The sequence below is a fragment of the Bradyrhizobium sp. HKCCYLRH2047 genome (assembly GCF_051168175.1).
In the GTDB taxonomy this organism is placed as follows: domain Bacteria; phylum Pseudomonadota; class Alphaproteobacteria; order Rhizobiales; family Xanthobacteraceae; genus Bradyrhizobium.
On the sequence record NZ_JBNPUM010000008.1, the window covers coordinates 44,552 to 57,120 of the forward strand.

Here is a 12,569-nt window from a genome sequence, read left to right on the forward strand (position 1 = left end):
CGGCGGCTGCCCCTTAGCATGGCCGTTTGACGGTTTCGACTGCGAATGGCCCCGGCGCGCTACAATTGGCCGGAAGACCTTAACCGCGGGCTCCGGTCCAGTCCCCGAGGGTGGCCTGGATCACGGCGAGGGCGGCAACGCCGGCCGTATCCGCGCGCAGGATGCGCGGACCCAGGGCCAGCCTGATCACGCGCGGCTGGCGCAGCAGCAGCGTCCGTTCATCCTCGGCAAAACCGCCCTCCGGTCCGATCAGCAGGTCGATGCCGGCCGCAGCCTTGGTTCCGCGCAGCGCCTGCAGCGGATCGGCCAGCTCGGCCGCCTCATCGCAGAACACCAGCAGCCGCTCAGGCTGCCGCTGCGCGAGGAAGCGCTCCAGCGGCACGGGGTCCCTGACCTTGGCGAGGCTGAGGATGCCGCATTGCTCGGCGGCCTCGATCACGTTGGCGCGCATGCGCTCGCCATTCACGCGCGACACCTGGGTGTGCCGGGTGATGACCGGCTCGAGGCGCGCGGCGCCCATCTCGACCGCCTTCTGCACCATGTAGTCCAGCCTCGCGTGCTTGAGCGGCGCGAAGACATAGGCGACGTCCGGCAGGTGATCCTGCGGCCGGCTCTGTTGCAGGATCGTCAGGGCGTCAGCGCGCTTGCGGCCCTCGATCACGGCCCGCCATTCGCCGTCGCGGCCGTTGAAGACCAGCACGTGATCGCCGGCGCCGAGGCGCAGGACGTTGCCGAGATAATTGCCCTGGTTGCGGTCGAGCGCGACCGAGCCGCCCTCCTGCAGAGGGGCGTCGACGAACAGGCGCGGGGCGGTGAAGTCGTATGCGGGCATGGAGCGAAGCGATGGCTATGACGGACGTTGCTTACCGGACCCCGCGCCGGCCGCAAAGCAGGCGGAGCCGTCACGGGGTGTTGTCTCAGGTACTGGCGATGGCGCCTTTCGGCCGTGCTGTCGACAGATTTTACCGCTTCGATCCCGCGGGTCGTCCCTTGGGACGGACATCCGACGATTCCGTGAGCCTCGATGCGGAGAACGGCCTTGATCTTGAGACATTCGACTTCGGCGCTTGCGATCTGGGCGCTTGCCGCGACCATCGCCGTGATGGTCGCTGCGCCGTCCCGGGCCGACGACAAGGCGGTCGCCGCGCCGCCGCAGCGGGCGGCGCCCGCGGTTCCGGGCGGCGCCGGCGTGGCTGGCTTTCGCCCGCCCGAAACCTGTCTGAAGGAGTTCACCCCGCTGCGGGACGAGACCGCGCGCCGGGCCAAGCTGCTCAAGGCGGCGACCGAGCGGCGCTTTGCGCCCGGCGAGGCCTGTCAGCTGGTGCATGACTACGAGCTCGCCCAGACCAAGATGATCGACTACGCCGTCGCGCATGCCTCGCTCTGCGGGATCCCGGCCAAGATCACCGATCAGTTGAAGGCGAATCACGAAAACACCCTGACCGTGATGCGCAAGGTGTGCACGGCGACGTGATCCCTCGCGGCGGGCAGGTCGCCGCCGACTGGCTATTCCGTTCATCGGGCGTGCAGGGCGCAGACCGAACCCGATGCCCGGGCCTGACGTCCGTGGTCGGGATTGCATGCCGGTCTGGAACCCGGCTGCGTCCCTCCGCCGCGGATGTGATCAAATCCGCGGTTGTGCTGGACGGACGAGAATCGTAAAAGCCCCGGATCGGATCGTGCTTTCATCCGGAAGTGTTGAGGATTCTTGGTCTTACCGGAGAACCAGCCTTGATCGTCCGCCAGTCTTTCATGCCGCTCGCCATTGCCGCCCTGGTGCTCTCCACAGGGCAGGTCGTCGCGCAGAGCTCGTTTCCCGCGCCGATGCCCGGCCAGGCCCAGACCAGCAACTCGCCGTTTCCGCCCATCAACGGCGCGGCGCCAATGCGGGCTGCGGCTCCGTCGAGCCCGTTTCCGAGCCCCGGCGGCTCCGCGTTCGGTGGCGGCGGCGGTGGCTTTGCGCCTCCGCCGATGGGGGCTGCGCCGCAGGGCGGTCCGCCCGAAAGCTGCATGAAGGAGTTTCTGCCGCTGCGCGAGGAAGCCGAGCGTCGCGGCAAGCTGATCAAGGCGGCGAGCGACCGCAAGGCCTCGCCCGACGAGGCCTGCAAGCTGATCGCGAATTTCGGTAAGGCCGAAGTCAAGATGATCAAATATGTCGAGGCGCATTCGGCGAGCTGCGGCATTCCCCAGCAGATCGCCGACCAGCTGAAGGCCGGTCACAAGAACACCGACGCGCTGGAAAAGAAGGTCTGTGCCGTGGCGGCGCAGATGCAGTCGGGGGCTGGAAGGCCCGCGGCTCCGAGCCTCAGCGACGTGCTGGGCTCGTCGGCCGCGCTGCCTGAAGCCAACGCGACGAAGAAGGGCGGTTCCGCCTTCGACACCATGACCGGCAACGTCCTCACCCGATGAGCACCACCGCCGTCCGCGTTGCTGACGCGACCGGCAACTGGGTCGACACGCTGGCGCCGGTGTGGAGCCGGCCTTACCTGCGGCTCGCCCGCTTCGATCGCCCGATCGGATCGTGGCTGCTGCTGATGCCGTGCTGGTGGTCGGCCGCCCTCGCGGCCGGGATCGGCGGGAATCTGTCCATGCTGCCGGCGTGGATCGCGCTCTATTTCGTCGGCGCGTTCGTCATGCGCGGCGCCGGCTGCACCTGGAACGACATCACCGACCGCGATCTCGACGCCAAGGTGGAACGCACCCGTTCGCGCCCGATTCCCGCCGGCCAGGTCGGCGTGAAGCAGGCGCTCGCCTTCCTGGTGGTCCAGGCCCTGATCGGCTTGGCGGTGCTGCTGCAATTCAACCGCTTCGCGATCGCGACCGGCATCGCTTCGCTGCTGATCGTCGCGATCTATCCGTTCATGAAGCGCGTCACCTGGTGGCCGCAGGTCGTGCTGGGTCTCGCCTTCTCGTGGGGCGCGCTGATGGGTTTTGCGGTCGCGTTCGGCCGCATCGATGCAACCGCGCTGCTGCTCTACGCCGGGTCGATCGCGTGGGTGATCGCCTATGACACGATCTACGCGCATCAGGACGCCGAGGATGACGCGCTGATCGGCATCAAGTCGACCGCGCGCCTGTTTGCCGAGCGCACGCATCTGGCGCTGGTCATCTTCTACGGTCTGGCCGTCATGCTGATTGGCGCCGCGTTCGCGACGGCCCACGTGCATGTCGCGGCGTGGCTCGGGCTCGCGGGCTTTGCCGCCCATCTCGGCTGGCAGATCCGGCGTCTGGATATCGCCGATCCGGCGCTGTGCCTGCGCATCTTCAAATCGAACCGCGATGCCGGACTGCTGCTGTTCGCCGGACTGCTGGTCGACGCCGTGCTGCGTGCAAGCTGATCAGTTGCGCGCGATGATCTCGCGCTCGCCGCGATGGATCGAGGCGGGATTGAGCTGATAGCCGACACGGCGTCGCATCAGGAAGCGCGGGCGGCGCGAGCGGATCGCGTTGCGGCGGCGGCGGCGCGGCGTGGCCTCGCGGCGCGTGTCCTGCAACTGGGGCAGCGCGAACGTCTCGCTCCACATCGCCCACGCAGCGACGATCTCGGTCTGGTCGTCGCTGACGCAGAGCGGGATGGTCAGGGAAGGGTCGCGGTGGACGAGCACCAGCATCACCTGCGTGGCGTCGATGTCGCGCACGCCGATGCCGAGGAAGTCGCTGACGCGGAGGTTCAGGGCCATGCGCATGCCGCTGACGGCACGACGCAGGACCACGCGCTCCCGGTGCAGTTCGATCTGCCGGATCCCGCCATCGGCACGGGTATCGTGCGCGCTGTACGAGACGGGCAGGGAAAGAGGGTCGAGCCGCAGGACGCGGCCCGACCCAGCGGAATTGCTTCCGCCTGTTGCTGTTTGACGCCTCACGGCTTGGTCTCCCCGCCGGGATTATGCTCCCGGTCGATGCGTGTGACCTTGCCACGCAGATCGCCCGTATCGGCTTAACAAGCCTGGTTAATCAGATCTCACGCATGATCCTCTTACCGTCATGATTGACAAGCGCTTGCCCCGCATGATTGACGAGACCTTGCCGATTTGCCGACAATCCGATGTGCCGTCTGCCGTCCTGCTTGAAGTCGGCGTGAACAGGCCACATTTCGTTTGGATTGAGCCGTCTTCGCCCACCTGACATCGATCGGATCGTGTTCGTGACCTCTTCCCCAGCCTCATCGTCGACCTCCGCCCAATCAGATCTGCTCGACCAGTCCGCCCTGCGAACGCTCGCCGAGCGGCTGGTGGAAGCCGCGAGGAAGGCCGGCGCCGATGCCGCCGACGCCATCGCGGTGCGCGGCATCTCGCTAGGCGTCGAGGTCCGTGACGGCCGTGTCGAGGAATCCGAGCGCTCCGAGGGCGACGATGTCGGCCTGCGCGTGCTGGTCGGCAAGCGCCAGGCCGTGGTGTCGACCAACGATGTCAGCGGCGACGGTGTCGCGCGGCTGGCCGAGCGGGCGGTGGCGATGGCGCGGGTGGCGCCCGACGATCAATATGTCGGCCTCGCCGATCCCGCGCTGCTGGCGCGCGACATTCCCGAACTCGATCTGCTCGATCCGCAGATTCCCTCGACCGCAGAGCTGGAGCGCCGTGCCCAGGAGGCGGAGGCCGCCGCGCTCGGCGTGAAGGGCGTGACGAAGTCCGGTGGTGCGTCCGCCTCGACCGGCATCGGCGGCATGGTGCTGGTCACGAGCGACGGTTTTCACGGCGCCTATCTGCGCTCGAGCCAGAGCATCTCGACGACCGCCATTTCCGGTGAGGGCACCGGAATGGAGCGCGACTACGACTACACGGCGGCTCCGCACGGCGCCGACCTGCTGGCGCCCGCGGCCGTCGGGCGCAGCGCCGGCGAACGCGCGGTGGCGCGCGCCAATCCGCGCAAGGTTGCGACGTGCGAGGTGCCGGTGGTGTTCGATCCCCGCGTGTCCGGCTCGCTGGTCGGACATCTGGTCGGCGCCATCAATGGTGCCTCGATCGCGCGCAAGACCAGCTTCCTCAAGGACAAGCTCGGCGCGCAGCTGTTCGCCAAGGGCATCCGCATCATCGATGATCCGCTGCGCAAGCGGGGCTTGCGGTCGCAGCCGTTCGACGCCGAGGGCGTGAAGGTGAAGCAGACCGCGCTGGTCGACGATGGCGTGCTGACGACGTGGCTCCTCGATTCGGGCACCGCGCGCGAGCTCGGCATGGTGACGACCGGGCATGCCCATCGCGGCGTGTCGTCGTCGCCTTCGCCCGGTCCGTTCAATCTGCATCTCGAAGCCGGCGTCGTGACAGCCAAGGAGCTGATCTCGGACATCAAGCAGGGCTTCTACGTCACCGACCTGATCGGCTCGGGCGTCAACGGCGTCACCGGCGACTACAGCCGTGGCGCGTCCGGCTTCTGGATCGAGAATGGCGAGATCGGCTATGCCGTGAGCGAAGTGACGATCGCCGGGCATCTGTTCGAGATCTTCAAGTCGATGACGCCCGCCAGCGATCTGGAATTCCGCTATGGCGTCAATGCGCCGACGGTGCGCATCGAAGGGTTGACGCTTGGCGGACGGTGAGATCGGGAAACCGGACGACACGAGCCTGGCGGCGGACGCCGGGCTCCTCAAAGAGGCGGTGCGCGAAGCCGGCGAGCTCGCACGTTCGATGTTCGGAACGGAGCTGCGCAAATGGACCAAGGGGGCGTCGTCGCCCGTTTCCGAAGCCGACATGGCGGTCAATGCGCTGCTCGAACGCAGGCTGCGATCCGCAACGCCGGATTACGGCTGGCTGTCCGAGGAGAGCGCGGATGATCGGGCGAGACTTGGTCGATCGCGGGTCTGGATCGTCGATCCGATCGACGGCACGCGGTCCTATCTCGGCGGCCGCAACGACTGGTGCGTGAGCGTTGCGCTGGTCGAGCACGGTGCGCCGATACTCGCCGCCGTGCATGTCCCGGTCAGCGAGGAGTTCTTCTTCGCCGCGCGCGGTAGCGGCACCACGTTGAACGAACAGCCGGTTCGGGCTGCACCTGGACGCGAGCTCGATTTCTCGCGCGTGGCCGGCCCGAAACCGCTGGTTGAGCGGCTGGCTCCGGACGCCGCGCGGATTGAGCTGCATCCGCGAATCGGCTCGCTGGCGCTGCGCCTTTGCCGTGTCGCGCATGGCGGGCTCGATGCCGCTTTTGCAGGCGGACAAAGCCGCGATTGGGACCTTGCGGCGGCTCATTTGATCGTGCAGGAAGCGGGTGGTAAAATGACCGCGTTGTCCGGCGAGGCGATCCTCTATAATCGTCCGGAAGTGGTGCACGGGGTGCTGGTGGCAGCGGGCCGCGACCGACATGCTGACATCGTCGCTCAGTATCGCAGGTTACCGCCGGACTGACGCCCCTGGATCGCACCCTCCATTTCGCCTGCAAGGCGCTGATTAGGAAACGATACCGATGACAGATAGCGCCTCGCAGCAGCTCCTTCACCTCGTGATCGGCGGCGAGCTCATCAACCTCGACAAGAACGAATTCAAGGATCTCGACAAGGTCGACATCGTCGGTGTCTATCCGAACTACGCGGCGGCCCACGCCGCCTGGCGAGCCAAGGCGCAGATGACGGTCGACAACGCCCATATGCGCTATTTCATCGTTCACCTGCACCGGCTGCTCGATCCCGGTCAGGACGCGAAGTAAGACGCAAAGCTCGTCACTTGAAACATCTGGTTCGCAATACGCTGCGCAGCGGCTGGTTCCAGCGCGCCGTCGGGTTCCTCGCCGCCGAGTACCTGCGTCTGGTGTGGCTGACCAACCGCTTCACCTATGAGCCGCCCGAGGTCTACGATATCGTCGAGCCGCAGATGCCGGCGATCTTCGCGTTCTGGCACGGCCAGCATCTGCTGACCCCCTTCATCAGGAACAAGCCGAGCTATCGCGCCAAGGTGCTGATCTCCCGCCATCGCGACGGCGAGTTCAACGCGATCGCGGCGGAGCGGCTCGGCATCGGAACCATCCGCGGCTCCGGCGATCACGGCTCTTCCTTCCACCGGAAAGGCGGAGTAGGAGCTTTCAAGGAGATGGTGCGGGCGCTCGAAGACAACTATAATGTTGCATCGACCGCCGATGTGCCGAAGCGCGCGCGGATTGCGGGTCTCGGCATCATCATGCTCGCGCGTGAAACAGGACGTCCGATCATGCCGTTCGCAATGGTCACGAGCCGCTTCATCCGCCTGAAGAACTGGGACAGCACCACCATCAATTTGCCATTCGGCCGCGGCGCATTGGTGGGAATCAAGGAAATCAACGTGCCGCGCGATGCCGACGCCGCGATGATGGAAGAGGCGCGTCTCGACCTCGAGGCGACGCTGAACCAATGCATGCGCCGCGCCTATGAGATCGTCGGCCGTCCCGAGGCCTGTCCCCCGCCGGTCGCGTCGGGAGCATCGAGTGCCTAGCCCGCTGCCGATGGCCCTGCGTGTCTACCGCGGGTTGTCCTCGGCGGCATCGCCGCTTGCGCCGGCCCTGATCAGGCAGCGGCTCAAGCATGGCAAGGAGGATCCGGAGCGGACCGACGAGCGTCGCGGCCTGAGCCACGACACCCGCCCGCTGGGTCCGCTGGTCTGGATTCACGGCGCCAGCGTCGGCGAGGTGCTCGCGGCGGCGGCACTGATCGAGCGGCTGCGTGAGCTCAACATCCGCATCCTCATCACGTCCGGCACCGTGACCTCGGCCGCGATCGTGGCCAGGCGTTTCCCACCCGACGTGATCCACCAATACGTGCCCTATGACACGCCGCGCTTCGTCGAGCGGTTTCTCGATCATTGGCGTCCCTCGCTCGGGCTGTTCATCGAGTCCGATCTCTGGCCCAACCTGATCCTGGCCGGTGCCTCGCGGCGGGTGCCGATGGTGGTGATCAACGGCCGCATGTCGCCGCGCTCGTTCCCGCGCTGGCGCCGCATGTCCGGCACCATCTCCGCTTTGCTGGGACGCTTTGATCTCTTCCTGACGCAGTCGCAGGCGGATGCCGACCGGTTCTCCGCGCTCGGCGCGCGCAACGTCATCACCACCGGCAATCTCAAGCTCGACGTGCCGGCGCCGCCCGCCGATCCGGCGAAGCTCGATCGGCTCACGGCGATGACGCGCGGCCGTCCGGTCGTCGTCGCCGCCTCCACGCATCCCGGCGAGGACGAGATCCTGATCGCGGCCCATAAGGCCTTGTCTGCGGCCTATCCGTCGCTGCTCACCGTGATCGTGCCGCGCCATCCGCATCGCGGCCCGGCGGTCGCGGAGCTCGTCGCAAGCGCCGGCCTGCAGGGCGCCTTGCGGTCGCGCGACGACCAGCCGCTCGCCGGCACCGACATCTACGTCGCCGATACCATGGGTGAGCTCGGCCTGTTCTACCGGCTGGCGCCGGTCGTGTTCATGGGCGGGTCGCTGGTCGAGCATGGCGGCCAGAACCCGATCGAGGCGGTCAAGCTCGGCGCGGCGATCGTGCATGGCCCGCACGTGTTCAATTTCACCGACGTCTACGAGGCGCTGGACAAGGCCGGGGGAGCCCGGCTCGCCCACGATCAGGAGGCGCTGATCCGGCAGCTCCGGCAGCTGCTCGCCGATCCCGCAGCCGGCAACAGCCTGGTTGCGGCAGGCACGCGCGTCGTCGATCAGCTCGGTGGCGCGCTGGAGCGGACGCTGTCGGCGCTCGAGCCGTATCTGTTGCAGGTCAGGCTCGAGATGGGGGCCGCCGGCGATGCGTGAGCCGGCCTTCTGGCATCGGCCGCCCTCCTGGCAATCGCGTCTGCTGTCCCCGCTCTCGACACTCTACGGTGCCATTGCCGCACGCCGCATGGCGCAAGTCGGAGTCGATGCAGGCCTGCCGGTGATCTGCGTCGGCAATTTCCATGTCGGCGGCGCCGGCAAGACGCCGACCGTGCTGGCGCTGACCGACATGCTGCGTGACCTCGGCGAGCGGCCGGTGGTGCTGAGCCGTGGCTATGGCGGCCGGCTGCACGGTCCCGTGACCGTCGATCCCGCTATCCATCAGGCGGCCGATGTCGGTGACGAGCCGCTGATGATGGCCGTGCGGGTGCCGGTCGTCGTCTCGCGCGACCGCGCCGACGGCATCGGCCTCGTCAAGGCGCAGGGCGCCTCGGTCATCCTGATGGACGATGGCTTCCAGAATCCGTCGATCACCAAGGATCTCGCGCTGATCGTGATCGACGGCGCGCGCGGCCTCGGCAATGCCGAGGTGTTTCCCGCCGGACCGTTGCGCGCGCCGCTGCCGCCGCAACTGGCGCGCACCGACGCGTTGGTCGTGATCGGCGGCGGCCGAGCCAGCGATCTGGTCGCTGCGCGTGTCTCGGCGGCCGGCAAGCCGGTGTTCTCGGCCGCGTTGCAGCCCGATGCAAAGGTCGTCGCGGCGTTGCAGGGCAGGCCGCTGCTGGCGTTTGCCGGGATCGGCGATCCCGCCCGCTTCTTCCGCACCCTTCGCGGCGCGGGTCTCGACGTCAGGCGCGAGCGGGCCTTTCCGGATCACCACCCATTCACGACAGGCGACGTCGCAGCCCTCGCCAACGAAGCGAGGCGTGATGGATTTGCCCTGGTGACCACGGAAAAAGATCTCGTGCGGTTCCGCGGCCATGAGGCCGCGCCCGATGTCATGGCATTCCCGGTCACTTTGCAGTTCGACGATCTCGCCGCGTTGCGCGCGCTGGTTGTGCAACGACTGGCAGCGAAGCGTAAAGGTCAGCCGTTGGCCTTCAATGCGCCCGGATAATGCCGCTGCAGCACGGCGGTCGGCACGGCGTAGGCTTCCTGCAGATCGACACTCCAATACTTCAGCTCGTCCAGCGGAATCCGCACATCGGTGACCGCGCAGCGCACATAGCTTCCCGGTGAGATCACGCGGAAATCGCCATCCAGATACTGCACCTGCGCCTCGCCCTGGCCCGAGGGACCAAACTTGTTGAGCACGTCCGCGATCTCCAATTCCTTGCCGTGAAGTCCCTCCGCGAGCGCCGCACGCACACGACAGGCCGATTTTCGATGATGTCCTAGCATAGATGGGGGACGCTGTCCCCCCGCGCAAACCCACTGATTTGTGATGCTTCTGCACGAAACTCCGTGCTAGCTAGGTTTCAATATCCGCCGCTTGTCCCGCCCGGCTGGTTTGATGCGCTCCCTCGTCGCCATCGTTGTCTCAATGCTTTGCGCCACGGCGTTTTCAGCCTTGGCTGAGCCGTTGCCGGCGCCCGTCGCGGTCGAGATTCCCTCGGGAAGCTATGTGCTGCGCGCCCAGCTCTACCGGCCGAAGGGGGCCGGCCCATTTCCGGTCGTCGTTGCCCTGCACGGCTGCGGTGGGCTTTCCGGCCGCTCCGAGCCCGTGCTGCCGCGTTATCGCGACTGGGCGGAGGAACTGGTCGGGGACGGCAAGGCCGTCCTGTTGCCGGACAGCTACGGCTCGCGCGGGCTGGGACCGCAATGCCGCGTCAAGGAGCGTCGTATCAGCGGCCGGCGCGAGCGTGTCGCGGACATCGTGATCGCGCAGAAATGGCTGGCCAAGCAAGCCTGGGCGATGCCCGACCGGGTCAGTCTGGTCGGCTGGGCCAGCGGTGCGAGCGCGCTGTTATGGGCGGTACGCCCGCAATTGCCCCAGCATGTCTCGCCCGATTTCCGCTCGGCGGTGGCGTTCTACCCGGATTGCCGTGCCTCGTCCGGCCTCGGCTGGAGCACGCGCGTCCCGACATTGGTGCTGATCGGCGGGCTGGACGACGTCTATTCGCCGCCCGCATGCCGACAGATGATCGATGGTGCGCGCGGCCGCAGCGCGCTGACCCGCATCGTGATCTATCCCGGCGCCTATCACGATTTCGATCGTGTGAACCTGCCGCTGCATCAGGTTGCCGGCTCGGATGCCGGGGCGCCCGAGCGCGGCCATGTCGGCTCCGATCCCGAGGCGCGCGCCGATGCGCAGAAGCTCGTGGCCGAGTGGCTGGCGCGCTGAGAACCGATCAGAACAGGCTGCCTTGATCGGCGGGATCGGGCGTGCGCTTCGCTGCCGAAGGCTTGGCCTCGCGCGCAGGTTTCGGCGATGACGGCGCTGCCGGCGGAAGCGGGCGGTCCGCGCCCGCCGTGGCCGCGACCTTGCCGTCCGCAAATTCGATCGAGAGCGCGGCGCCGGGACCGATGCTCGCGGCATGGTGCAGCGGGTGGCCGGCCTCGTCACGCACCAGCGCAAAGCCACGCGCCAGCACGCTGCGATAGGACAGGGCGGTGAGGAGCTTTTCGTTCTGGCCGACGCGGGCCGACAGGCGCTGAAGCTGGGTCAGCAACGCGCGCCGGGCCCGCTCGGCCAGACGTTCGGTTCGGTCGCGCTCGCGACCGATGGCCTGGCGCTTGGCCTGCGCATAGGCCTGCCGAGAGGCCTTGAAGCGGGCATCGAGCGCCTCGAACCGCTCGCGCCGCCGGTGCAACTGGCCGCGCGACGACAGCGACAGCCGTTCGGACGACGCGATCAGGCGATGGCGCGATTGCGCGATCTGCGCGTGCAGCACGCGCAGAGTGAGCTTGGCGCTCGCCGCCGCGAACTGGCGGAAGTGCACATGCGTGTTGGTCTTCAGCGCGCGCGGCAGGCTGGCGGCCGCCGAATCCAGCCGCTGCCTGGGAATGGCGAGCAGATCTCCGGCGCCGGGCAGAGCGCGCGCGGCGGCGCGCAGCTCGTTGCGGCGGCTCTCCTGGCCACGCTGCCAGCAGACGCTGACACGGCGCGCGAGGCTTGCGACCTCCTGCATCAGCTCGCTGCGCACCGGCACCGCCATTTCCGCGGCTGCTGTCGGAGTCGGCGCACGTTTGTCCGCGGCGAAATCGATCAAGGTCACGTCGGTCTCGTGGCCGACCGCCGAGATCAGCGGGATCATGCTCTCGGCCGCGGCGCGGACCACGATCTCCTCGTTGAACGACCACAGGTCCTCCAGCGAGCCGCCACCGCGCGCGACGATCAGCACGTCGGGCCGCGGGATCGGACCGCCCTCGGGCAAGGCGTTGAAGCCGCGGATCGCGGCGGCGACCTGCTCGGCCGAGCCCTCGCCCTGTACCTTCACGGGCCAGACCAGCACGCGCCGGGGAAAGCGGTCCTCGAGCCGGTGCAGGATGTCGCGGATGACGGCGCCGGTCGGCGAGGTGACGACGCCGATCACCTCGGGAAGCCACGGCAGCAATTGCTTGCGCGCGGGATCGAACAGCCCCTCGGCCCCGAGCTTCCGCTTGCGCTCCTCCATCAGCGCCATCAGCGCGCCGATCCCGGCCGGCTCCAGCGCCTCGATGACGATCTGGTACTTCGATGAGTTGGGATAGGTGGTGAGCTTGCCGGTGGCGATCACCTCGAGCCCTTCCTGGGGCTTGAAGCGCATGCGGCCATGCACGCCCTTCCAGATCACCGCCTCGATCTTGGCGCTCTCGTCCTTGAGCGCGAAATAGCAATGCCCCGAGGAATGCGGCCCGCGAAAGCCGGTGATTTCGCCGCGCACCCGGACATGGCCGAACTGGTCCTCGACCGTGCGCTTCAGCGCCGAGGACAGCTCGGTGACGGTGAATTCGGGCGCGTTGGGCAAGGCTTCCGCAGGCGGCATCGCTGG

Annotated in this window: 14 protein-coding genes; 10 read left to right on the forward strand and 4 right to left on the reverse strand. The window is 67.7% G+C overall.

Annotated features, from left to right (window positions below; translation table 11 throughout):
• Nucleotides 1-79: 79 nt before the first annotated feature.
• A complete protein-coding gene (locus ACQR1D_RS19585) occupies nucleotides 80-832 on the reverse strand; it encodes a 16S rRNA (uracil(1498)-N(3))-methyltransferase (protein ID WP_434839425.1) in 753 nt (250 codons plus the stop codon).
• Between the two features lie 207 nt (nucleotides 833-1,039).
• Here ACQR1D_RS19585 and ACQR1D_RS19590 point away from each other — a divergent pair, with 207 nt between their 5' ends.
• The 3 genes from ACQR1D_RS19590 (at nucleotide 1,040) to ubiA (ending at nucleotide 3,338) form a co-directional block, all read left to right on the forward strand.
• The gene (locus ACQR1D_RS19590) at nucleotides 1,040-1,474 is read left to right on the forward strand and encodes a hypothetical protein (protein ID WP_315801912.1); all 435 of its coding nucleotides are present in this window, start codon (nucleotides 1,040-1,042) and stop codon (nucleotides 1,472-1,474) included.
• Nucleotides 1,475-1,734: 260 nt separating this feature from the next.
• Entirely contained in the window at nucleotides 1,735-2,409 is a 675-nt protein-coding gene (locus ACQR1D_RS19595; protein WP_409997909.1) for a hypothetical protein, read from the forward strand.
• Entirely contained in the window at nucleotides 2,406-3,338 is a 933-nt protein-coding gene (ubiA, locus tag ACQR1D_RS19600; protein WP_315801913.1) for a 4-hydroxybenzoate octaprenyltransferase, read from the forward strand. Before ACQR1D_RS19595 ends, ubiA begins: the two co-directional genes overlap by 4 nt.
• On the opposite strand, the gene ACQR1D_RS19605 is transcribed toward ubiA, so the two are convergent.
• On the reverse strand, nucleotides 3,339-3,863 hold the full coding sequence (locus ACQR1D_RS19605; RefSeq protein WP_315801914.1) for a DUF6101 family protein: 525 nt from the start codon (nucleotides 3,861-3,863) through the stop codon (nucleotides 3,339-3,341).
• 281 nt (nucleotides 3,864-4,144) lie between these two features.
• On the opposite strand from ACQR1D_RS19605, the gene ACQR1D_RS19610 reads away from it, so the two are divergent.
• The 6 genes from ACQR1D_RS19610 to lpxK are packed head-to-tail and all read left to right on the forward strand — an operon-like array spanning nucleotide 4,145 to nucleotide 9,712.
• Nucleotides 4,145-5,533 carry a TldD/PmbA family protein gene (locus tag ACQR1D_RS19610; RefSeq protein ID WP_434839424.1) on the forward strand — a complete coding sequence of 463 codons (1,389 nt, stop codon included), beginning with the start codon at nucleotides 4,145-4,147 and terminating at the stop codon, nucleotides 5,531-5,533.
• A gap of 58 nt (nucleotides 5,534-5,591) precedes the next feature.
• Nucleotides 5,592-6,338, forward strand: a complete 747-nt coding sequence (locus tag ACQR1D_RS19615; RefSeq protein WP_315802166.1) for a 3'(2'),5'-bisphosphate nucleotidase CysQ — start codon at nucleotides 5,592-5,594, stop codon at nucleotides 6,336-6,338.
• Between the two features lie 58 nt (nucleotides 6,339-6,396).
• Entirely contained in the window at nucleotides 6,397-6,636 is a 240-nt protein-coding gene (locus ACQR1D_RS19620; protein WP_009031572.1) for a DUF4170 domain-containing protein, read from the forward strand.
• A gap of 17 nt (nucleotides 6,637-6,653) precedes the next feature.
• On the forward strand, nucleotides 6,654-7,394 hold the full coding sequence (locus ACQR1D_RS19625; protein ID WP_434839423.1) for a lysophospholipid acyltransferase family protein: 741 nt from the start codon (nucleotides 6,654-6,656) through the stop codon (nucleotides 7,392-7,394).
• Nucleotides 7,387-8,694, forward strand: a complete 1,308-nt coding sequence (locus ACQR1D_RS19630; protein ID WP_434839422.1) for a 3-deoxy-D-manno-octulosonic acid transferase — start codon at nucleotides 7,387-7,389, stop codon at nucleotides 8,692-8,694. Before ACQR1D_RS19625 ends, ACQR1D_RS19630 begins: the two co-directional genes overlap by 8 nt.
• Nucleotides 8,687-9,712: a tetraacyldisaccharide 4'-kinase gene (lpxK, locus tag ACQR1D_RS19635; RefSeq protein ID WP_434839421.1), complete on the forward strand. Its 1,026-nt coding sequence runs from the start codon at nucleotides 8,687-8,689 to the stop codon at nucleotides 9,710-9,712. The genes ACQR1D_RS19630 and lpxK overlap by 8 nt, the downstream gene beginning before the upstream one ends.
• On the opposite strand, the gene ACQR1D_RS19640 is transcribed toward lpxK, so the two are convergent.
• Entirely contained in the window at nucleotides 9,682-9,909 is a 228-nt protein-coding gene (locus tag ACQR1D_RS19640; protein ID WP_315801919.1) for a DUF2093 domain-containing protein, read from the reverse strand. The genes lpxK and ACQR1D_RS19640 overlap by 31 nt on opposite strands.
• 199 nt (nucleotides 9,910-10,108) lie before the next feature.
• On the opposite strand from ACQR1D_RS19640, the gene ACQR1D_RS19645 reads away from it, so the two are divergent.
• Nucleotides 10,109-10,939, forward strand: a complete 831-nt coding sequence (locus ACQR1D_RS19645) for a dienelactone hydrolase family protein (RefSeq protein ID WP_315801920.1) — start codon at nucleotides 10,109-10,111, stop codon at nucleotides 10,937-10,939.
• 7 nt (nucleotides 10,940-10,946) lie between these two features.
• Here the strand turns inward: ACQR1D_RS19645 and xseA are convergent, their stop codons facing one another.
• Complete coding sequence (xseA, locus tag ACQR1D_RS19650) at nucleotides 10,947-12,563, reverse strand: exodeoxyribonuclease VII large subunit (protein ID WP_316179463.1); 1,617 nt, start codon at nucleotides 12,561-12,563, stop codon at nucleotides 10,947-10,949.
• Nucleotides 12,564-12,569: the final 6 nt, after the last annotated feature.

What these genes read in the sequence shown, in the direction of transcription:
- ACQR1D_RS19645 (WP_315801920.1), top strand. Translation starts at nt 10,109, where the DNA reads ATGCGCTCCCTCGTCGCCATCGTTGTCTCAATGCTTTGCGCCACGGCG.
- xseA (WP_316179463.1), bottom strand. Translation starts at nt 12,563, where the DNA reads ATGCCGCCTGCGGAAGCCTTGCCCAACGCGCCCGAATTCACCGTCACC.
- ACQR1D_RS19585 (WP_434839425.1), bottom strand. Translation starts at nt 832, where the DNA reads ATGCCCGCATACGACTTCACCGCCCCGCGCCTGTTCGTCGACGCCCCT.
- lpxK (WP_434839421.1), top strand. Translation starts at nt 8,687, where the DNA reads ATGCGTGAGCCGGCCTTCTGGCATCGGCCGCCCTCCTGGCAATCGCGT.
- ACQR1D_RS19620 (WP_009031572.1), top strand. Translation starts at nt 6,397, where the DNA reads ATGACAGATAGCGCCTCGCAGCAGCTCCTTCACCTCGTGATCGGCGGC.
- ubiA (WP_315801913.1), top strand. Translation starts at nt 2,406, where the DNA reads ATGAGCACCACCGCCGTCCGCGTTGCTGACGCGACCGGCAACTGGGTC.